Annotated in this window: 14 protein-coding genes; 6 read left to right on the top strand and 8 right to left on the bottom strand. The window is 71.7% G+C overall.

The annotated features are described in order from the left end of the window. The first annotated feature begins 169 nt into the window (after positions 1-169). Both WME89_RS07545 and WME89_RS07540 read left to right on the top strand, forming a co-directional pair. Positions 170-1,978 (top strand): sigma 54-interacting transcriptional regulator, encoded by a 1,809-nt coding sequence (locus tag WME89_RS07545; protein ID WP_438008554.1) that lies wholly within the window; start codon positions 170-172, stop codon positions 1,976-1,978. A 406-nt stretch (positions 1,979-2,384) separates the two neighbouring features. Beyond that, complete coding sequence (locus WME89_RS07540; protein ID WP_438008553.1) at positions 2,385-3,686, top strand: hypothetical protein; 1,302 nt, start codon at positions 2,385-2,387, stop codon at positions 3,684-3,686. Between the two features lie 158 nt (positions 3,687-3,844). Here WME89_RS07540 and WME89_RS07535 read toward each other — a convergent pair whose 3' ends face one another. Beyond that, positions 3,845-4,228 carry an NFACT RNA binding domain-containing protein gene (locus WME89_RS07535; protein ID WP_437624414.1) on the bottom strand — a complete coding sequence of 128 codons (384 nt, stop codon included), beginning with the start codon at positions 4,226-4,228 and terminating at the stop codon, positions 3,845-3,847. 15 nt (positions 4,229-4,243) lie between these two features. After that, positions 4,244-5,227 (bottom strand): lysophospholipase, encoded by a 984-nt coding sequence (locus tag WME89_RS07530; RefSeq protein ID WP_438008552.1) that lies wholly within the window; start codon positions 5,225-5,227, stop codon positions 4,244-4,246. A 120-nt stretch (positions 5,228-5,347) separates the two neighbouring features. Between WME89_RS07530 and lon the strand changes: the two genes are divergently transcribed. After that, positions 5,348-7,759 carry an endopeptidase La gene (lon, locus tag WME89_RS07525; RefSeq protein ID WP_438008551.1) on the top strand — a complete coding sequence of 804 codons (2,412 nt, stop codon included), beginning with the start codon at positions 5,348-5,350 and terminating at the stop codon, positions 7,757-7,759. A 237-nt stretch (positions 7,760-7,996) separates the two neighbouring features. On the opposite strand, the gene WME89_RS07520 is transcribed toward lon, so the two are convergent. The 3 genes from WME89_RS07520 to WME89_RS07510 all read right to left on the bottom strand — a co-directional run bounded on the left by WME89_RS07520 (position 7,997) and on the right by WME89_RS07510 (position 11,447). Beyond that, complete coding sequence (locus WME89_RS07520; protein WP_438008550.1) at positions 7,997-8,920, bottom strand: N-acetylmuramoyl-L-alanine amidase family protein; 924 nt, start codon at positions 8,918-8,920, stop codon at positions 7,997-7,999. A gap of 153 nt (positions 8,921-9,073) precedes the next feature. Continuing rightward, on the bottom strand, positions 9,074-10,006 hold the full coding sequence (locus tag WME89_RS07515) for a hypothetical protein (RefSeq protein WP_438008549.1): 933 nt from the start codon (positions 10,004-10,006) through the stop codon (positions 9,074-9,076). Between the two features lie 211 nt (positions 10,007-10,217). Then, a complete protein-coding gene (locus WME89_RS07510; protein ID WP_438008548.1) occupies positions 10,218-11,447 on the bottom strand; it encodes an MFS transporter in 1,230 nt (409 codons plus the stop codon). Between the two features lie 132 nt (positions 11,448-11,579). Between WME89_RS07510 and WME89_RS07505 the strand changes: the two genes are divergently transcribed. The 3 genes from WME89_RS07505 to WME89_RS07495 all read left to right on the top strand — a co-directional run bounded on the left by WME89_RS07505 (position 11,580) and on the right by WME89_RS07495 (position 14,866). Next, entirely contained in the window at positions 11,580-12,440 is an 861-nt protein-coding gene (locus WME89_RS07505; RefSeq protein WP_438008547.1) for an MBL fold metallo-hydrolase, read from the top strand. 187 nt (positions 12,441-12,627) lie between these two features. Then, a complete protein-coding gene (locus WME89_RS07500; protein ID WP_438008546.1) occupies positions 12,628-13,002 on the top strand; it encodes a hypothetical protein in 375 nt (124 codons plus the stop codon). 796 nt (positions 13,003-13,798) lie between these two features. After that, positions 13,799-14,866, top strand: coding sequence for a hypothetical protein (locus tag WME89_RS07495; protein WP_438008545.1), 1,068 nt, complete (start codon positions 13,799-13,801; stop codon positions 14,864-14,866). A 92-nt stretch (positions 14,867-14,958) separates the two neighbouring features. Here the strand turns inward: WME89_RS07495 and WME89_RS07490 are convergent, their stop codons facing one another. From WME89_RS07490 to WME89_RS07480, 3 genes are all read right to left on the bottom strand, one after another. Further along, entirely contained in the window at positions 14,959-16,026 is a 1,068-nt protein-coding gene (locus WME89_RS07490) for a hypothetical protein (RefSeq protein ID WP_438008544.1), read from the bottom strand. 195 nt (positions 16,027-16,221) lie between these two features. After that, complete coding sequence (locus WME89_RS07485) at positions 16,222-17,184, bottom strand: hypothetical protein (RefSeq protein WP_438008543.1); 963 nt, start codon at positions 17,182-17,184, stop codon at positions 16,222-16,224. A gap of 552 nt (positions 17,185-17,736) precedes the next feature. Beyond that, the gene (locus tag WME89_RS07480) at positions 17,737-20,241 is read right to left on the bottom strand and encodes an ATP-dependent helicase (protein ID WP_438008542.1); all 2,505 of its coding nucleotides are present in this window, start codon (positions 20,239-20,241) and stop codon (positions 17,737-17,739) included. Between the last annotated feature and the right edge of the window lie 168 nt (positions 20,242-20,409).

The following is a 20,409-nucleotide window of genomic DNA, read 5'->3' as shown; positions in this document are numbered from 1 at the left end:
TGAGCGGCGAGCCTACCATGGCGCGCGCCGGGGTTCCTGCCGCCAGCGGCGGACGCCCGCGGCGTAGATCGCCTCTGTCGCTTCACCGTCGCCGATCTTCGCCGCGTCCACGGGCCGCCCTCGAGCTTGCGCGGGCTCGGGTCGGGTGAGAGAGTCCGCCGGCGAGCGGATGAGCGAGGCCACGTCGTCCTACGGTCCGACCCGAACCGCTGACGCGCCACGCGGGGCGGAAGCGGGCGGCTCGTACCTGCTCGTCGTGCAAGGCAGCTCGTCATCGATCCTCCCCTTGCCGCGGAGCGGCGTGGTGCTCCTCGGCCGCGGCCCGGGGGCCGACGTGCGGCTCCGGAACACAGCGGCGTCGCGCGAGCACGCGAAGGTCGTGCTCCTCGACGGGCGCGCGCAGCTCGTGGACCTCGGCAGCCGGAACGGCACCTTGCTCAACGGCGTCCGCGTCGACGGCGCGAGGCCGCTCGGCTCGGGCGACGTCGTGTCGATCGGCGACGCCGTCGTGGTGATGCGGTGCGCCCGCCCCGCGAGGAGCCGGCAGGTCCTCGACCTCGGGGAGCTGCGGCGGCGGATCGAGGGGGAGATCGAGCGGTCGCTGCGCCACGATCGGCCGGCCACGGTGATGGCCGTTCAGCTCGGGGCGGCCGCGGCCCGCGGCGCCATCGCCGGCGCGCTGGAGCGGGAGCTCGCGGTGACGGACTTCGCGGCCTTCGAGGCGGACGACCGGCTCCTCGTGCTGTTGCCCGAGGCGGACGCGGCGGCGGCCGGCCACATGGCGCAGCGGCTCATCGACGCCGTGCAGGCCGTGGGCGCGGCGCCGAAGGTCGGTGTGGCCACGGCGCCGGCGGACGGGTGCGACGCGGACACGCTCGTCGCCTCGGCCCGCGCCGCGGCCGAGGTCGCGCCGCCCGGCCGGGCGGCGACCGCCGCCGAGGCGGTGACCACCCTGGAGATCGGCGGGCAGCGCACGGTGCTCGCCGACGCGGCCACGGTGCGCGTCTTCGATCTGATCCGGCGCCTCGCGGCGACAGACCTCCCGGTGCTCGTGACGGGCGAGACGGGCGCCGGCAAGGAGAGCGCGGCGCGCGCGCTGCACGAGTGGTCGCCGAGGGCGAAGGGGCCGCTCGTCACGCTGAACTGCGCCGCGGTGCCCGAGAGCCTGGTCGAGAGCGAGCTCTTCGGCTACGAGCGCGGCGCGTTCTCCGGCGCCGCGGCGGCGAAGCAGGGCCTCCTGGAGCACGCGAGCGGCGGGACGGTCTTCCTCGACGAGATCGGCGATCTCTCGGCGAGCGCGCAGGCGAAGATCCTGCGCGCGATCGAGGCGAGGAAGATCCTCCGGCTGGGCGACGTGCGCGAGCGCGAGGTCGACATCCGGCTGGTCGCCGCGACGCACAAGGATCTCCAGGCGGAGGTCAAGGCGGGCCGCTTCCGGCAGGACCTCTACTACCGCCTCGGCGCGGCCACGGTGATCTTGCCCCCGCTGCGGGAGCGCCCCCGCGAGGTCCTCGCGCTCTCGCGGGCGTTCCTGGCCGACGCGTGCGCGCGCGCGGGCCGCGAGGAGATGACGCTGTCGACGGAGGCGACGGAGCTCCTCACGAGCTACGCGTGGCCCGGCAACGTGCGAGAGCTGAAGAACGTGATCGAGTACATCGCGGCGACCGTGGGCGCGCGCATCATCGAGCGGGCGCACCTGCCCGCGCCGCTCGCGCCGCAGGGCGGGCCACGCCCCGAGGCCGCGACGCCGGCGTCCCCCGCGACGGCCGCCGCCGCGCCGGCGGCCGCCGCGGACGTCCCTGGCCGCGCGTTCCGGCCGCTCGCGGAGGAGGTCCGGGAGCTCGAGCGCACGCGCATCGCCGAGGCGCTCGCCGCGGCGGGCGGCGTGCAGACGAGGGCCGCGGAGGCGCTCCACGTGCCGCTCCGGACCTTCGTGCTGAAGATGAACCGCTACGGGCTGGCGAAGCGCAGGCGCTGAAACCGCCGCGCCGGATGCAGGGCTCACCGGCCGCCACGATGCAGGGCTTACCGGCCGCCACGATGCAGGACTTACCGGTCGGCACGTAAGAGTTACCTAGGCCGGTCGTGCAAGAGTTGCACGACGGCGCGCGGCGGGCCCGCCACGCCCGCGAATGCGCGCGCTGCCCGCGGCGCCGGCGCAGGCACGCCGGCTGCTAACCCCGGTGGCGAAACGCTCCCTCGCAGGCAGGAGTCCAGCGCTCGCTGGCGACGATCGTCGACGTACCGGGGCGATGAGCGGGTCGCGCTCGCGCCGGCGGCCATCCCCCGTGCTCCGGCGGCGCTCCCCGGCACGGGGGCAGCTCGCTCCACGGCCCGCTGCGTTCGCGATCCCTGCCGCAGAGGAGGCCCTCAAGGAGGTTTGCTTGTCCGAGACCAACGTATCGACTTCCCTGCTCACCTCCGCGCTCGGCGGAGATGTCCAGTCGACCCGCGCCGTGATCGCCGCGCTCACGCCGGTGATCCACGCGCGGGTCGGCCGGGCGCTGCTCCGGCGCTGCGCTCGCCTCGCGCGCGACCGCAAGGACGACCTCGTACAGGACGTGTTCGTCGAGCTCCTCCGCGACGGCAGCCGCGCGCTCCGCGCCTGGGATCCGGCCCGCGGGCTGAGCCTCGCCAACTGGGTCGGCCTCATCGCCGATCAGCGGGTGGCGGCGGCGTTCCGCGGCTGCCGGCGGCGCCTCGACGACGCGGCGCTGCCGCTCGACGACGCGCCGGAGGGAGGCGCCCGGTCGGCGGACGACCCCGAGGCGACGGTCCTCGCCCGCGACCAGATCGAGCGCCACCTCGGCCTGATCCGCGCCGAGCTCAGCCCGCTCGGGCTCGAGCTCTTCGAGGCGCTCGTCGTGGACGAGGAGCCGATCGCGTCGGTCTGCGCGCGCACGGGCATGAGCACCTCCGCGGTGCAGGCGTGGAGCAGCCGGCTCAGGCGGCGGCTCGCGGCGCTCGTCGCCGGGGCGCGCGATGAAGAAAAGCGCGCGCGATGTCAACCGCGCGGCGCCTCGCGCATAAGCCTGCATCGACGACGGGGAGACGCGCGAGGCGAACCCGAGCGGCGCGGGCGCGGGCGCGGGCCGATCGACGAGGCCCATGACCGCCACGCCCGATCGCCGTCGCGTCAGCGCCCGTCACGAGCGGAGCCGCCGCGCCCCGCGCTCGACCAACCCGGGCGCTCGCGGGGCCGCGCGGCTCATTCCAACGACACAAACGAAGGGACAACCATCATGAAAAGACTCACGTTCTTCGCGCTTACAGGAGCCGTCTTCAGCATTGCCCCTGCCGCCGACGCGGCCATCCAGAACCATCACGGCGTCATCTGCCGCGCCCAGGAGCCCGAGCACGCCGGCCGGGTCCGCTATCCGGGGGTGGGCGCCGAGGCCTTGCAGGCCGTCACCCTGAGCTGCCCGCTCATCACGACCGACAAGAGCATCAGTTACGTGGAGGTCAACGTCAGGAGCACCACGCTGCCAAAGACCCTTTGCTCCGTGAGCGCGGTGGACTGGGACGGCGCGACCCTCGGCACCATCGTGTTCGACATCAACACGGGGGACAACTGGGAATCCGTGGCGATCCCCGAGTCGATGAAGCGCAACTTCGCGTCGTACCACGTCTCGTGCTCGCTCCCGAAGAACCAGGTGCTCACGAGCATCAACGTCACCACGCCGTGAAGGCCAGCGCCGCGGTCCCGGGGGGCTGGCCCCCGGGGCCGCGAGAGCAGGATCGACCCCGAGATCCGCCGTGTCTCGGCCTTGAAGCGCGCGGCGAGGCCGGCGCGTGCATGGCCGCGCGCCAGACAGCGCCGAGACGCCGGCGCCGGGCGCGAGCCTCACCCGGGCTCGCGCCCCGGGTCCGGCCGGACGCGCACGCTCTTCCACCGCGCGAGCTGCACCGTGCCGGCGGGGGCGCCGCGCGGCTTGCTCACGTCGGCGACGCGGCAGACGTGGACTTCCACCTTCGCGGCGCTCCTCGCCTTCGAGTACCACGCGGCGGCCGCGGCGGCGCGCTCGACCACCTCGCGCGGGACCTCCCCGCGCTCGGGGTTGCGCACGATCACGTGGCTGCCCGGCGTGCCGCCGGCCACGTGCAGCCAGAGGTCGTGCGGCGCGGCGATCTCGAACGTGAGCGCGTCGTTGTCCTCGTCAGCGCGGCCGACGAGCACCTCGAACCCCTCGATCGTGAGCGTGCGGTACGGCCGCCCCTTGCTGCCCATGCCGGCCCTCCGCCGTCAGCCGGACGCGGCGCCGGCGCTCGGCTGCTCGGGCCGCGCGGGCGCCACCGCCTCGGTCTTCACCGCCGCGTCGAGCCACGCGAGCAGATCCCGCACGACCTCCTCGCGGTTGATCTCGTTCAGCATCTCGTGGCGCCCGCCGGGGTAGAACCGGTGCGTCACGCGGCGGAGCCCGGCGGCGCGGTACGCCTCGAGCATCTGCGCGACGCCCTTGACCGGCCCGCCGACCGGGTCGCGGGAGCCGGAGAAGACATACAGCGGCAGGTCCTTCGGGATCCGCGCCTGCCGCTCGGGCCGCGCGATCTCCACCATCGCGTCGAGCACGTCGACCCAGAGCGACGCTGTCGCGGGGAAGCCGCAGCGGGGATCGGCGATGTACCTGTCGACCTCGTCGCGGTCGCGAGAGAGCCAGTCGCACGTCGTGCGGTTCGGCGCGAAGACCTTGTTGAAGCCGTCGAAGCTCATCGACTGGAGGATCGGGCTCTTGCCGCGCTCGCCGAGCCGCCGCCGCTCCGCGCGGGCCACGAGCCGGCCCGCGCTCACGAGCGCGCTCGGCTTGCCCGAGGAGCCCGACAGCACCGCGCCCTGGAGCGTGCCGCCGCGCTCGATCAGGTACTCCTGCACGAGGTAGGAGCCCATGCTGTGGCCGAAGAGCACGACCGGCAGGCCGGGGTGCTCGCCCTTCTCGCGATCGAGGAGCTGCGCGAGATCGCGCACGACCCGCTGGAAGCCGCCCTGGCTCGCGAAGAAGCCGAGCTCGTCGCTCCCGCGCGCCGTCCCGCCGTGGCCGCGGTGGTCGTTCGCGTAGACGGCCCACCCGGCGGCGCAGAGCGCCTGCGCGAGGCGCGCGTAGCGGCCCGCGTGCTCGGACATGCCGTGCGCGACGTGGAAGATGCCGCGCGCCGCCCCGTCCGGGAGCCAGCGGTACACGAAGAGCTCTCGACCGTCGTCCGCCTGAAACGTGAAGGTGTCCGCGGGCATCGGGAGCGGACCCTACCATCGATCGCGCCGCGCGCGTGACCACGATTCTCGACGCTTCCGCGCCGAAAGGAGTTTTCGGTACGGTCCTCCGTGGCATGAGGTTCGCACGACGATCCGGCCATGCCCGAGCGCCGATCGTTGCCCGTGCTCTCGTTGCGCGACACCGTCCTCTTCCCTGGGATCGCGACGCCGATCACGGTCGGACGGCTGAAGACGCTCCGCGCGGTGGAGGCCGCCCTCCGGATGGAGGGAGAGGACAAGCGCATCTTTGCCGTCGCCCAGCGCGACGCCGCCGAGGAGCCCACAACGGGCGGGCTCTTCTCGATCGGCGTGATCGCCCGCATCACCCAGGTGCAGCGGTTCGGGTCGGGCCTCCAGCTCGTGCTCTGCTGCGAACGGCGGGCGGCCGCGCCCCGGTATACCGAGGTCGAAGGCGTCATCCGCGCCCCCGTCATCGAGCTCGCCGACCTCCCGCTCCGTCCAGAGGAGGACGCCGCGCTGGAGGCGCTGTCGCGCGAGGTGCGCGAGCGCGCCGTCGAGTACGGCCGTCACCGCGGCGCGCCGGACGACGTGCTCAAGCAGTTCGTCGGCAGCATGTTCGGCCCGGCCGAGCTCGTGAACCACATCGCCTTCTATCTGGACCTCCCGACCCCCGAGAAGCAGGCGCTGCTCGAGATCCTCTCGACGGAAGAGCGGATGCGCAGCCTCGCGCTGCACCTCTACCGGCAGATAGGCATCGTGGAGACCCAGGAGAAGATCCGGACCACGGTCGAGGAGGAGCTCGGCGAGCGGCAGCGGGAGCTCTACCTGCGCGAGCAGCTGCGCGCGATCCAGAAGGAGCTCGGCGAGGAGGACGACGAGAACATCGCGGCACGTCTGGAGCACAAGCTCCAGCGGGCCAGCCCGCCGGCGGAGATCCTGCAGGAGGCCCGGCGCGATCTCGCGCGGCTGCGGCGCATGGGACGGGAGACATCGCCCGAGGCGCAGGTCCTGATGACGTGGCTCGAGTGGGTGGCCGATCTGCCCTGGAACCAGCGCACCGAGGACCACGTCGACCTCGATCGGGCGCGGGCGATCCTCGACGAGGATCACCACGGCCTCGGCGACGTGAAGGACCGGGTGCTCGAGTTCCTGGCCGTCCGGAAGCTCCGCGTGGAGCAGGCGCGGGGCGACGGCGAGAGGAGCCGCGCGATCTCCCGCGGCCCGATCCTGCTCTTCCTCGGTCCGCCCGGGACCGGCAAGACGTCCATCGCGGAGTCGATCGCGCGGGCGCTCGGGCGCAAGTACGTCCGCGTCTCGCTGGGCGGGGCGCGCGACGAGGCGGACATCCGCGGCCACCGCCGCACCTACGTGGGCGCGATGCCGGGCCGCATCCTCCAGGGGATCAAGCGGGTGGGGTCGAAGAACCCCGTGATCGTCCTCGACGAGGTCGACAAGCTCGGCGTCTCCTTCCAGGGCGATCCTGGCGCGGCGCTGCTCGAGGTGCTCGACCCGGCGCAGAACGACGGGTTCGTGGATCACTACCTCGGACTGCCGTTCGACCTGTCCGAGGTGCTGTTCATCTGCACGGCGAACTTCCGGGAGACGATCCCCCAGCCGCTGTTCGACCGGATGGAGACCACGCTGTTCGCCGGATACACGGAGCAGGAGAAGCACGAGATCGCCCGGAGGTACCTGCTCCCCCGGCAGCGGCGGGAGTGCGGGCTGCGCGAGGATCAGCTGCGCGTGATGGGCGCGGCGCTCGGCGAGATCATCTGCGGATACACGCGCGAGGCGGGCGTCCGGCAGCTGGAACGGACCCTCGGCGCCCTGGCGAGGAAGGCCGCGCGCAGGATCGCGGGCGGCGAGAGCGAGCGGGCGGTGGTGGGCACCGGCGATGACGTGAAGGAATTGCTCGGTCGCGCGAGGATTCGCCCCGAGCGAAGGCTGCAGCACGACCAGCCGGGCGTCGCGACAGGCATGTATTACACGCAGACCGGTGGCGACATCATGCACGTCGAGGCGAGCGTGATGCCGGGCAAGGGCGAGTTCGTCCTGACGGGGCAGCTCGGCGACGTCATGAAGGAGAGCGGCCGCGCGGCGCTGAGCTACGCGCGCGCGCACGCGGCGGAGCTGGGCGTGCCGCTCGATCGGCTGCAGCGGCGCGACGTCCACATCCATGTCCCGGCGGGCGCGGTGCCCAAGGACGGGCCGAGCGCGGGGCTCACGATGGCGGTGGCGCTGGTGAGCGCGCTGTCGGGCAGGCCGGTGCGGAGCGACATCGCGATGACCGGGGAGATCACGCTGCGGGGCACGGTGCTGCCGATCGGGGGCATCAAGGAGAAGGTGCTGGGGGCCCACCGGGCGGGGATCTTCGAGATCCTGCTCCCGGCGGACAACGAGGCGGATCTCGACGATCTGCCGGCGGACGTGCGGAGCTCGCTGGAGTTCTACCTGGTGAGCACGCTCGACGAGGCGATCGCGCTCTGCTTGCGGCTCCGCCCGATGCGCCTGGAGGCGCCGGAGGTGGTCCCGCACGCGCGGGCTTCCTGAGGCGAGAGGAGAGGCGCGGGACGGCGGTGGCAGGGGTCTGGAGGCGCGCCGGGGCTGGCGGCCTGGTGGCGCGCCGGGCTGGCGGCCTGGTGGCGCGCCGGGGATGGCGGCCTGGCGGCGCGCCGGGGATGGCGGCCTGGCGGCGCGCCGGGGATGGCGGCCTGGCGGCGCGCCGGGGATGGCGGCGCCGCTGAGGGCGCGCGGGGCTCGCTGCGCCGCCCGGTCGCGAGCGCGGGCTCAGGTGGGCGGCTGAGAGGCCGGCGCGGCGCCACCGCCGAGCGTGTCGGCCAGCGCGGCGCCACCGCCGAGCGTGTCGGCCAGCGCGGCGGAGGCCGCGGCGGCGAAGGCGTCGAGGGTGGCGGGCTCGGTCCAGCGCGCGGCCTCACGGGCGTCGAGCGCGTGGTGCGTCTCGATCAGCACGGATGGCATCGAGGGGCGGCGCAGCACGAAGATGCGCTGGTCCGGGGGGTGCCGGTCGACGAAGACGCCCGGCTGGGCGGCGTCGGGCTCATACAGGCCGCTGTACGCGGCGCCGCGGTAGGGCATGAGGCCGGCCTCCTCCATGCGCCGGGCGAAGGCGCGGGCGAGCGCGAGCCGGAGGGCGCAGAGGGCCGGGTCTCCCTCGTCGGACCAGAGCACGGCGAACCCCGGCGCGGCGAGGCTGAGCGGGCAGGTCCGGCCGGGCGCGGGCGACCACGTCTCGATCCTGCCGCGCACGTCCGAGTGCAGGCTGACGAAGGCCTCGGCGCGCCACCGGGCGGCGTCCTCGGCGCGCTCCTGGTAGGGCAACGGCCGGTCGCCTGTCCTGCCCACGCGCGCATCGAAGCGCCCCGTGGCGTTGAGCCGCTCGGCGAGCGCGCGCGCCGCGGAGAGCGTGAAGTCCTGCTCCTCGACGCAGAAGCAGGAGAGGTTGCCCGTGTTGCCGGGCGCGCCGTGGCCCGCGTCGAGGTAGATGCGGCGAACCCCGAAGTCGGCGGGAAACAGCGCGGACGGGGCGACGACGCGGGCGCCTGGAAAGGGCCAGCCGCTCGGCGCGATCGGGAGCTTGAGGGCGCGCCGCGCCGCGACGGCGCGCGGAGGGCTGGGGGAGAGCGCCTGGCGAAGGGTGGCGGCGCCGGCGGCGCCGGCGAGACCGAGGACGAGCTTCCTGCGCGAGATCACCGCGGCTCCGCTTGCTATCAAAGCCGGGGCGCGGAGTCAGGTTCTTGGCGAAGCGGGGGCGCACGGGGCTCGGGCGGGGCGCTTCGTCCGGGGCGCCCGAGAGCTGTCAGCGAGCGCGCGGCGTAGCGCTGGCTCCACCCGAGCGCGCGCTCGTCAGCGCAGGGCGTCGGCGGCTGTCTCGGCGGTGAGCGACTGATCCAGCCATCGCTCCAGCGTCACCAGGTCGCCGCACGCCTCGATGCGAGCGAGCTCGTCAGCGCTCGGCGCGAGCTGCCTCCGGGTGAGCAGCCGGCAGAGCACCGCGCGCGCCTCGACGAGGCGACCCGCCTCGATGCCTTTCGCGCGCCCCTGCTCGAGCCCCTTCTCGATGCCCTTCTCGAGCCCCTTTTCGATGCCCTGCTCAATCCCCTTCTCGATGCCCTGCTCAATCCCCTTCTCGATGCCCTGCTCGAGCCCCTTCTCGAGCAATTGTTGCTGCACATCCGGGAACTCCTCAAGCAGCACCTTCAGGATGTGCCGCTGGCGGCGGCAAACCTCGGGGTCATCGGACCTGGCGAAATCACGCAGGATCTCCTCGCTCACCTTCGTCGACATCGTCGTGTATTGTACCATGTTGTTCACCCACTCCTCCCGCCGGCGTTTTGCCACCCACCGGGCAAATTCGTCGAGCGGCCGTCCTGAGCGGGCCACCAGGAAGGGCACGAGCTCATCCCGGAGCGGCAGCTCATTGGCCGCGATCCACAGAAATGAAAATGGCGACGGCTCCACGCCGTAACACCCGGCCGCGACGCGCCGCAGCCTGCGCACGCGCCCCAGCCACCCGGGCAGGTGCGGCGCCACCAGCCACAACGGCTGCTCCCCCAGCCAGCGCGGCTCCCGCTCCTCCACGCGCTGCACCTGCCTCACCTGCCGGCGCAGGAGCGCCCGCTGCGCCGCGAGCACGTCCACGTGGTCTCCGGGCATCTTCAGCTCGATCAAGATCTCATCGTGTCCTCCCACTTGCGGCCAGGGCTCGCAAAACGTTTGCAAATCGTCAGAGCGGTGCACGGAAAGAAGCCCGTCTCCCTGCACCTTGATCAGACGCATCTCCGGAGGATCGCGCCATTCGACGGCGCCCCCCGTGATGAGCGCCGTCTCCTCCGCGAAGGTGCGCTTGATGAACTGGTCCGGATGACCCATCTCCGCGCAGTAGCAGAGGGCGCGAGGGGCACCAGGTTTAGTTGCTTGTCGTCGTTTTACGAGATCAAGTGATGTTCAACCCGGTAACGGTCGAGAACAGGCGAGCACCGCGCGGCGCTCACGCTCGCGCTTCACCGGTACCCCGCTCTCTCAGCGGCAGGAGGAAGGCGAGGAAGGCGAACGAGAGCGCCGTGCACAGGGCAAATAGCCCTGCATAGCCGAGCCGCTCGGCGAGCGCGCCCGACAGCCACACGGCGGGCGACTTCCCGAGCACCTCGACGCTCGCGAGCAGCGTGTAGTGCGTCGCCCCGACCGACCGCCGGACACGCGACATCATGAAGGCGAACACCGCCGTGGTGACGGCGCCGCCGAAGAGGTGCTCGGCCACGGTGACCGCGATGACGGCCCCCTCGGTGGGCGGGCCCGCCGCGGCGAGGTACCACTCGCCCGCCATCGCGACGGAGCGCAGCGTCAGGCTCACGCCGACGGCGGCGAGCAGCGGCAGCCGCTGCGCCAGGAGGCCTCCCGCGAGCGAGCCGGCGATCGACGCGACCAGCCCGTAGGTGCCCACCCAGAGGCCGATCCGGTGCGGAGGGAAGCCGGCGTCGACGAGGAACGGCTTGAACATCATGTCGGCCATCGCCTCGCCCAGCTTGTACGTCCCGAGGAACGCGACGACCCAGAGCGCACCCGGCGCCCGCAGGGCGACCAGCACCGTCGCGAGCACCTCGCGCACCGAGCGGCGATCGCGCGCCTCGACCTCGCTCGACGGCGGCTCGCGCAGCGCCAGCGAGGCGAGGGTCGAGAGGAGGACGAGCGCGGCCATCGCGCCGAACTGGCCGCGCCAGCCGATCCAGGCGCTCGCCCAGACGAGCAGCCCGCCGGCGACGAGCATGCCGACCTTGTAGCCGACCACCTGCGCGGCGTTCGCCGGGCCGAGCTCGCCGCGCCCGAGCAGGTCGATCGCGAGCCCGTCGACAGCGATGTCCTGGGTGGCCGCGAGCAGGTTCATCAGGAAGACCAGCGCGAGCAGCGGGCCGAGGTGGCGCGACGGCGGCACGAACGCGGCGGCCGCGCACGTGAGCGAGAGCAGCGCCCCGAGCGGCAGGATCCACGAGCGGCGCCGGCCGAGCCGCTCCCACCCGAAGCGGTCGACGAGGGGCGCCCAGAGCGCCTTCGCGACCCAGGGGAGCGCGAGCGCCCCCGAGAAGCCCACGGCGGAGAGCGAGACGCCGCTCGCCCGCAGGAACACGGGGAGCGCCGTCGCCTGGAAGCCGAAGGGGATCCCCTGCGCGAAGTACAGCGCGGCGAGGGCGGCGAGCTTGCCGGCGCGCGTTTGGTCTGGCACGAGCCGGAATCGTAACCGAACGGACGAGCCTTGGTCGCCTGAAACACGGACACTGGCGCGCGAGCGGAGGACGATGTCGATGAGCGAGCCGCACGGACTCACTGCGTCTCCCGGCCGCGCGAGCCCGGGCCGATGATCGCCGACACGTTCTCTCCGCGGTCGCTCGCGCCGGCGGGGGTCGTCCGGGTGCGATGGCTGGGCACGGCGGGGTTCGCCGTCGAGCACGCCGGCGCGGTCGTGCTCATCGACCCATACCTCACGCGCGCCTCGCTCCGCCGCTGCGTGCTCGGCCGGCTCGTCCCCGATGTGGCCGCGATCGGGCGCCACGCGCCGCGCGCGGACGCGATCATCGCCGGCCACACCCATTTCGATCATGCGCTCGACATCCCGGAGATCGCGCTCCGCACGGGGGCGACGGTGTACGGATCGCGCTCCGCGGTGGCGCTCTGCCGCGCCTCCGGCGTCCCTGCGGCGTGCGTGCGCGACGTCGAGCGCGCGCCGGGCGGCGATCCCATCGTCGCCGAGGTTGGCCCGTTCCGGCTGCGCTTTCTCCCGAGCGCCCACTCCCGCCTGCTGCTCGGTCGGGTCCCCTTCCCCGGCGACATCGCCGATTGCGATCAGGTCCCGCTCCGGGCCGAGCGCTACCGGTGCGGCGCTGTCTTCGCCGTGGAGATCCGGGTCGCGGGCCGCCTCATCGTCCACCTGGGCAGCGCGGAGCTCGTCGAGGCGAGCCTCGACTGCCGCGAGCCCGACCTGCTCCTGCTCTGCGTGGCCGGCTGGACCGCCTCGCCCGGCTTACCCGAGCGGGTCGCGCGCGCGCTGTCGCCGCGCGCGGTGCTCCTCTCGCACTGGGACAACTTCTTTCTGCCCATGGATCGCCCGGCCGTCGCGCTCCCCGCGATGCAGGGAGAGCGACTGGCAGAGCGCCTCGGGCGCGCGTCGCGCGATGTGAAGATGGGCGTGCTGCCGCTGCTCGGCGAGGTGTGGATATAGGGCCTGTCCCCCAGGCTCGGCCAGCTCGCCGGCCGCTGGTGCGTCGGAGCGTGGCGCTGCGTCCGCGTCGCAGCGCCCGTCGGCGCTCCCGCGCGACGCTGCAGCGTCACGACGCCCTTACCGGTCCGTGTGGCAGGAGTAGACTCCGTGCATGGCTCACCATGACCGACCTATCCAGGAAGATCTTGTGGATCAGCTCGACTGGGCGGCTGATGCCGAGGTCTACGCAGTAGGCTACATCCGCATCCTTGCCGACGCGATCGCGCGCGGCGACGCCGAGTTTCAGGTGGATCCTTCGGCATGGGAGAACACCATGGCCGCGGTCGAGTGGGCGATGATGGAGCACGTGCACGGCCGCCTGCAGGGCCCTACATCGATCACCGTGGGAGACGTCGAGCGGATGCGCCGACTCCACGCGCTAGGTTCCGCAGCGCTCTCCGGAGGTGAGCGGTCGCCCGAGCTGTACGCGCTGGCTCTTCGGTGCATGCAGTCTCTATTCGGATCGGACTGGAAGCGCATCGCGGAGGAAACCGAGTCCTACGTGCGCGCGATCCATCATTGAGCTCCACCCTCATGGAGGAGTGTCATGGACGCATGAAGCAGGAAGTCTACCATGCATGATGGCCATTGGCGCTCGCGCACGCCTGAGGGTCAGCCAGAGCGGCGCGCCTCCGCCGCGCTGCTCGTTAGCCGTGTGGACGCCAGCGGCCCAGAGCCCGCCGACATGGCTCGATGTGCCCCTCGATCTCGCCGGCCTCGGCGTTCTGTCCCAAGGCATGGGTTCTGAGTTCGCGCTCGAGGATGGTCGCCGGCGATCTGGATAGGTTAGAAGCTCGACCAAATCAACAGCGGCGACCTCGAGCATCGGTGGTGCCGAGCCCTTCCGCCGTGTGCCTTGTCACCGGTTGACCCCGCTCTTCTGGTGAGCTAACGCCTCGCGCATCGGAAGCGGCTTGGTAGGGATACATGGAATACGGGCTGAAGAAAGCGGGCGCGCTCGTGCTGTGGGCCGCGCTGGCGACGGTGTTCGCGCCGGCGTGCGACTTGCGGTACACCTGTGACACCGTGGAGTCGGGTGGCGCGGGCGCTGGATATCCAGCAGGGTCAGCAGGAGCGGGGGACTACCTCCGGGACGGCGACGAAGGCGGAGGCGAAGAGGTGGGTAGCCAATCATTCGAGCTGATGGCAGGCTGCACGCCAGCCAACGATTGTGCCGAAAGTCACGAGATATGCAGAGGCAAGGGTGGGCGTTGCACGCGTGAAATCGATTGGGGCAGGACCCTTTGCGACATCTGCCGTGAAGATTGCGAAAAAGACAGACCTTACACGTATGTCGACTGCTTTCGGTGCGGATTCTGATGAACGCGACAAGCCATCCAATCCTCCTGGGCGCAACGCACGTCACCTTCGACTCGCCAGCGACAGAGCGCCTGGTGCAGCTCGGTGCGGCAACCGTCGTACGCGCGTCCGAACGCCTTATCATCGGACCGAGCCGCCGGGACCCACTGGAGCATGTCCGGACGCGTGAGGCGTGGTGCTCTTCATGCGAGGATCGCCCGAACATCGACGATTCAGGCCAAAAATGGGATCGCCTCTACTCATCCGAAATTGACTGGAAACCACCCGTTATCTTGTGGGCATCCGGGAGCCTTCACGAACGGGTGAACCTCTGGAGAACCTGTAGCTGGTTGCGGCACCTGGGGATCCCATGCAGTGACGTCCTCATCATCGAGCTCGAACCGGTGTACGGCACGATGAAGAGGTTTTCTGAGCCACCGAGAATACCGCCGTTCGACTGCTCCGCGTCGGTAGCGCACCACCCCGACAACGTTCTTCTGGATCGTCTCGACAGGGCTCGCCCTTGGCCGATGGAGCGCTACGATCGTGCCGTTCGCCTCTGGGACAGCTACGTCGATGAGAACCCCTTGCCGTTCGCGGAGAGCTGCGCGCACGGTGTCGAGGGATTCCCGGAGCTCGCCCCCTTGTGGAGGCTTCTCTCTTGCTTCTTCCCAGGAAGAAGCCCGGGAGGCGCCTTGCGCCTCAGCCGGTTCGACGAGCTCATTCTGGCCATCCTGTCATCAGAGGAATGGCAAACCCCAGTGAAGGTATACTGCAACAGATCACACCTGGGATCGGACTTGCGCGATCTCGGCTCCTGCACAGGTGACCTGTTCGTGGAGGATCGCCTCGCCCAGTGGGCAAAGCACGACTCGAGCGCGGCTGTGGAGCGCGCCCCCGGGCCGAAGCCACCTGGTCATCGGATGCTCTCGAAGGTGTATCGCCTCACCGACCGCGGGCAGCGGCTGCTGGACAAAGGGCTTGAGCGGCTCACAGATGCGCCAGGTCTGCCCGTCGGCGGGATCGACGCGTACTCGGCTTCAGCTCCTTGGGTGCTGCTCGAAGATGGACGGCTCGCTCGGCCATGAGGGCTACCGCTGACCGTCGTGCACCGCAGCGCGTCCGCTGAGCGCAGAAGGCTGCCCCCTTCACCTAGCCACCGCATGCCGCGCCCCGCCGCTCACCCCGGGCACGCCGCGTCGCACCCCTTGCCGCCGCAGTCCACGCCGAGCTCGTCGCCGTTCTCCACGCCGTCCTTGCAGGAGGGAGGCTCGCAGGCGCCGGCCCAGCAGACGCCGCTCACGCAGTCCTCGCCTGACTCGCAGCCCCCGCCGTCAGGGCAGCGCCGGGGACACGCCCCGCTGCAGTCCACGCCGGTCTCGTCGCCGTTCTTCGCGCCGTCGCTGCACGTCGGCGCCTTGCAGTGCGCCATCGCGCAGACCCCTGACTGACAGTCCGCCCCGGCGTCGCACGGATCCCCGTTCCTGCACGGCTTGCACGGTCCGCCGCAGTCCTGGGCGGTCTCTCCACGGCCGGCATCAAACACCATGTTGACGCAGTGGGCCGGCACGCAGAACACCCCGTCACAGGCCAGCCCCGGAGCGCAGTGCAGCGTTGGATCCGCATCGAGGCACTCCACGCACCGCCCCTCATGGCATCTCCCGGCTCCCGAGATCGGGCAGATCACGCCGTCGAACAGCGCGTTCAGCGGCCGGTCGTAATCGCAGAGATCGTTCGTGCACTGGTTGCCGTCGTTGTACACGTCGTACGCCGGCACGCTGACCACGATCCCTTCCTCCGTGCACTCGTCCTGCTGGCAGTCGCCGCGGAGCTGCGAGGCCAGGCGACCCGCCTTGATCTCGAGCTCGCACTTCCCTTCCACGCAGCGCCCCGCGCCGCACCGCGGATCCGGCGGCCCCGGGCACTCCGCGTCGCTCTCGCACCGCTCCGACGGATCGACCACGCCCGAGCACTCCGCCGTCCCCTCCGCGCACTCGTCGCAGGGTCGGCACATGAGAAAGCAGTCAGGCTCCCTCTCACCGCGCGCGCAGCAGACGACCTTGCCCGGCTCGGCGCAGTCGCAGCGCTCGGCGATGCAGACCGTGCCCGGCACGCTCTGCCCGTCCGAGAGACAATCGTTCGTTGTCGCGCAGTCGGCACCCACATAGGGCTCGCCACCGCAGGTGAAAGAAAGTCCCAGGACCGTGAGAAATAAAATCCCCACGGCGCAATGCTTGACAGAGCTCATCGTGCGCCAGTCCTCCGGCACAAGGCTGGTTTGGCCGGCATCCCGGCGGCCCCAATCCGCCGGAGTACCGTTGGCCTGATCCTCGAATGGGCTCAGTATGGCGCGCTCGGCCGGCGGCCGTCACGCAAGTTTTCGCCAGCAGGCCGCAGCAGGCGCCAGGTTCTGGTCAGATCAGCGTCGATGTCGAATTCGTGGTTAGAAGGCACCAGAAAACGTAAAGGCATCCAAAGAAACCCTGACCTCGGTCTGGCCGCGCGGATAGAACGTGTACCCCAGCGTGGCGGCCAGTACTGCGCCGCCCGTGATCAGGCCGGCGACGCCGAGTGCCCGGTAGGTGCGCATGTCGCCGTGGGCCGCGACGGCCTCCTGGCACATCGGCCAGCGCACCCTGAAGCAACCGTTCGGGCCCGCGGCGCGGGCCGAGGCAAGGACGGCCTCCTCGCGCCTCTCCGCGCCGAAGAGCATGACGCCGCCGAGCGCCGCGAAGGTGGCGGACAGCCCGAGGCCGCCGACGACCATGGCCGTGCTCGGCCCCGGCCGCCCAGGCGGAGACGGCACAGGGCCCGGTAGTGCGGCGCGCGGCGCCTCGGGCGGTACAGCGAAGCCGAGCCGCACCTCCCGCAGCTCGCCACGCGGGACATCGACCTCGGCCGTCGCCGTCTTGCCGTCCAGCGCCGCGCGCACGACGCGGCGCCCCGGCTCGACGGGCACCGGATTGTCACCCTCGAGCTCGACCGGCGCGCCGTCGATCGTGACCGTCGCCCCCGCGGGCGCGAGGATGCGGAGCTCGCCGGAGAGCTGCCGCGCGCGAGCGAGGTCGACGAGCCGCGACTCGTAAAGCGCCCGCTCCGCGGCGGTCCTCGGCGCGCGCATGATCTCCTTGCAGAGCGACAGCCAGCGCACGGCGGCCGGCATCTCGCCGATCCGGAACGACAGCGCGCCGATGTTGCAGGCCGCCACCTGGGAGCGCTCGAGCTTCCACACCGCCATCCACAGCTCGCGCGCGTCGGCGAGGCGCCCCTCGTCGACGGCGGCGTGCGCCTGCGCCACGAGCCGATCCCGGGCGCTGGACGGACGCTCCGCCATGGCGCCTGCCGAGGTCGAGAGCAGCGCGGCGGCCAGCGCCGACGCGACGGCATGACGGATGTTCCTGTGCATGGAAGTAGCCCTCCTCGCCCCTGGCGCGGGCTCCGCGAGCACCTCGGAGCCGGCGGCCCTCAGGCACGCGGAGGTTCGCGTACCAGAAGGACCGCGGCCGCGGAACCGCGGAGACGCACAGATGGGTTCAACTCCCCACCTTACCTGGTCGCCCACCAGCCTGTGCGGCAATCTCCCGTCGCCGCGCCCGACGCTTCAGCTCCTCGATGGGGAGCGGATTTCATCCGATTCACGGCGACGTTGTGACAATTTCGAACACGAATCAGCAATGCATCCGAGATCTCTCGATCTCGACAGGCACCTTGCGTCGGACGCAGCCGTCCTCCTCGGACGATCCAGGACTCCGCGGCGCATCGAGCCCGCGCGCTCGACGCGCGCCTTCTGCTTCGCCCGGCTGCGACCTCGGAGCTCGGCGTCGATTCATCCCCGAGCCGATCGTGCATGGCCCGCGCCCGATTCGCGATCCGCGAACGCAAGGAACCGCCCCCGAAGCCGGAACGACCGCTCCGGTCCCGACGACGCGCCCCTCCGACCGCTAGCTCCCTGCTCCCCTCAAGACCCGGCCCTCAGGAACGCCGCCTTGATCCGCTTCTTCCCCCACCCCGAAAACTTCACGGTCGCGATCGGATCCGCCCCCGGATCCACGCTCTCCACCACGCCCGGCCCGAACCGCTCGTGGAACACCCGCATCCCGCGCCGCAGCGCGAGCCCCTCGCCGCCCTCGCCGCCCGCGTCGACCGCCTCCCGCTCGACGTACCGCTCGCCCGGCGCGTGCTCGACGTGCGCGCTCGCCACGGGGCGCGCCCCCGGCCCCCGCGCCGGCTCGCCCTCCCGCCCGAACCGCGGCGACCACGCGAGCCGCTCCTCCGGCTGCGCCGCGGGACGCCGCTCGCGGCCCTCCCACGAGCGCTCCCCCGACCCGCCAACCCCGGACCCCGGGCGCCCCGACCCGCCAAACCCGGACCCCGGGCGCCCGGACCCGCCATACCCGCCGACCGCGCCCTCGACCCGGCGCTGCGCCATCAGGCTGGTCGGCGTCGCCATCGGGCGCACCGAGGCGGGCGGGAGATCGGCGAGGAAGCGGCTCGGCAGGCAGTACCGCGTCTGGCCGAAGATCGCCCGCCGCGCCGCGTGCGTGATCCAGAGCCGCTCCCGCGCCCGCGTGATCGCCACGTAGGCCAGCCGGCGCTCCTCCTCAATGTCGCCCTTGCGGTTCGGATCCTGGCTCCGGAACGGGAACAGGTCCTCCTCCATGCCGGTCAGGAACACGGCGTGAAACTCTAGCCCCTTCGCGGCGTGGATCGTCATCATCGCGACCTTCGGCATGTCCACGAGCATGTCGGCGTCCGACACGAGGCTCACCCGCTCGAGGTAGCCCGCCATCGTCGCCTCGTCGCCGGCCGCGAGCGCCTCCTGCTCGTAGTCCACGATCGCCTGCACGAGCTCGCGCAAGTTCTGGAGCCGCGCCTCCGACTCGACGCTCTCCTCCTGCTCGAGCATCCGCGCGTAGCCCGACCTCGCGAGGACCTCCTCCGCGAGCTCGCTCGGCGACATGCGCGCCACCTCCTTCATGAGCCCCTGCATCAGATCGCGAAAGCCGAGCAGGCTGCGCTTCGCCGCGGTGGCGAGCGGCTCGAGCTTGCCCCCCGGGATCGCCGACGGCGGCACCCTCCCCTCCACGAGCGGCTCGATCGCCTCGTAGAGCGGCACGCCGAGCGCGTCCGCCGCCTGGATGAGCTTGTCCACCGTGCTCTGGCCGATCTTGCGGGCAGGCACGTTGATGATGCGGTTGAGATCCACGTCGCTGCGGGGATTGACCACGACGCGCAGGTACGAGAGCAGGTTCTTCACCTCCGCCCGCTCGAAGAACCGCGTGCCGCCGATGATCTGGTACGGGATGCGCGCGTCGCGCAGCACCTCCTCGAGCACGCGCGACTGCGCGTGGATCCGGTAGAACACCGCGATCTCGTTCGGCGAGACGCCCTGCGCGATGAGCTCCTTGATGCACTCGACCACCCACGCCGCCTCGTCGTGCTCGCTGTCCGCGGCGACCACGTCGATCGGCGCGCCGTCCTTGTTCGACGTCCAGAGCTCCTTCGGCTCGCGATCCGACGCGTGGCGGATCACGCCGAGCGCGCCGCGCACGACGTGCCCGATCGAGCGGTAGTTCTGCTCCAGCTTCACCACCGTCGCGTTCGGGAAATCGCGCCGGAAGCCGCGGACGATCCGGACGTCCGCGCCGCGCCAGCGGTAGATGCTCTGGTCGTCGTCGCCGACGACGCAGAGGTTGTCGTGGCTCTTGCAGAACGCCCGCACGAGCCGGTACTGCACCTGGTTCACGTCCTGGAACTCGTCGACGAGCACGTGGCGGAAGCGCCCCCGCAGGTCCTCGCCGGCGAGGCTCGCCGGGTCCTCCGCGAGGCGCAGCACCGCGAGCAGCAGATCGTCGAAATCCACCGCGTTCGACGCCTTGAGGTGCCGCTCGTACGCCTCGAAGCACCGCGCGATCGCGTCGTCGAAGTAGCCGTTCCGCTCGAACTCGCCGGGCCCCCGCCCCTCCTGCTTCTCCGCGTGGATGCGCGAGAGCACCTGGCGGGGCGGATAGCGCCGATCGTCGAGGTTGAGCTCCTTCAGCACGCGGTTCATGACCGCGCGCTGGTCGTCGTCGTCGTAGATGACGAAGCTCTTCTCGAGCCCGGCCGCTTCGTGGTGCCGGCGCAGGAGGCGCGCGCACACAGCGTGGAAGGTGCCCACCCACAGGTCCTTCACGATGTCCGCCCCGATGAGCCCCTCCAGCCGGCGCTTCATCTCGGACGCCGCCTTGTTCGTGAACGTCACCGCGAGGATGCGGTAGGGCGGGACACGGTGCGTCACGATGAGGTTCGCGATCCGGTACACGATGACGCGCGTCTTGCCGCTGCCCGCGCCGGCGAAGATGAGGAGCGGCCCCGCGGCGTGGCGGGCCGCGCGCGCCTGCGGGTCGTTCAGCTCCTCGTAAGGGAGGTCTGGCTCGGGCGGAGGGGGGAAGTCGGCGTCGGGTGAGGCGAAACGATCCACACGGGGTCGCTAGCACGGCCCCCGCGGGAGCGGGAGCCCGGCCAGCCCTGGAGATCGCCGTGACGCTTCCCCGCTTTTTCCGCCGCAAACCCGGCGCGCTGGCCGTAACCTCGCACGCGCATGCGCCTCCGGCAGAGCACCGGGGAGACGCGGCCCCGGACGAGCGGC

Origin of the sequence: Sorangium sp. So ce321 (assembly GCF_051530195.1) — a bacterium.
Taxonomy (GTDB): domain Bacteria; phylum Myxococcota_A; class Polyangia; order Polyangiales; family Polyangiaceae; genus Sorangium.
Note: the sequence above shows the minus strand (reverse complement) of the source record. Positions and strands in the feature narration are given on the sequence as shown.

Coding starts and splice junctions, on each gene's coding strand:
- WME89_RS07530 (WP_438008552.1), bottom strand. CDS start 5,227: ATGCCCGCGGACACCTTCACGTTTCAGGCGGACGACGGTCGAGAGCTC.
- WME89_RS07545 (WP_438008554.1), top strand. CDS start 170: ATGAGCGAGGCCACGTCGTCCTACGGTCCGACCCGAACCGCTGACGCG.
- WME89_RS07515 (WP_438008549.1), bottom strand. CDS start 10,006: ATGCGTCTGATCAAGGTGCAGGGAGACGGGCTTCTTTCCGTGCACCGC.
- WME89_RS07535 (WP_437624414.1), bottom strand. CDS start 4,228: ATGGGCAGCAAGGGGCGGCCGTACCGCACGCTCACGATCGAGGGGTTC.
- WME89_RS07505 (WP_438008547.1), top strand. CDS start 11,580: ATGATCGCCGACACGTTCTCTCCGCGGTCGCTCGCGCCGGCGGGGGTC.
- lon (WP_438008551.1), top strand. CDS start 5,348: ATGCCCGAGCGCCGATCGTTGCCCGTGCTCTCGTTGCGCGACACCGTC.
- WME89_RS07495 (WP_438008545.1), top strand. CDS start 13,799: ATGAACGCGACAAGCCATCCAATCCTCCTGGGCGCAACGCACGTCACC.
- WME89_RS07490 (WP_438008544.1), bottom strand. CDS start 16,026: ATGAGCTCTGTCAAGCATTGCGCCGTGGGGATTTTATTTCTCACGGTC.
- WME89_RS07485 (WP_438008543.1), bottom strand. CDS start 17,184: ATGCACAGGAACATCCGTCATGCCGTCGCGTCGGCGCTGGCCGCCGCG.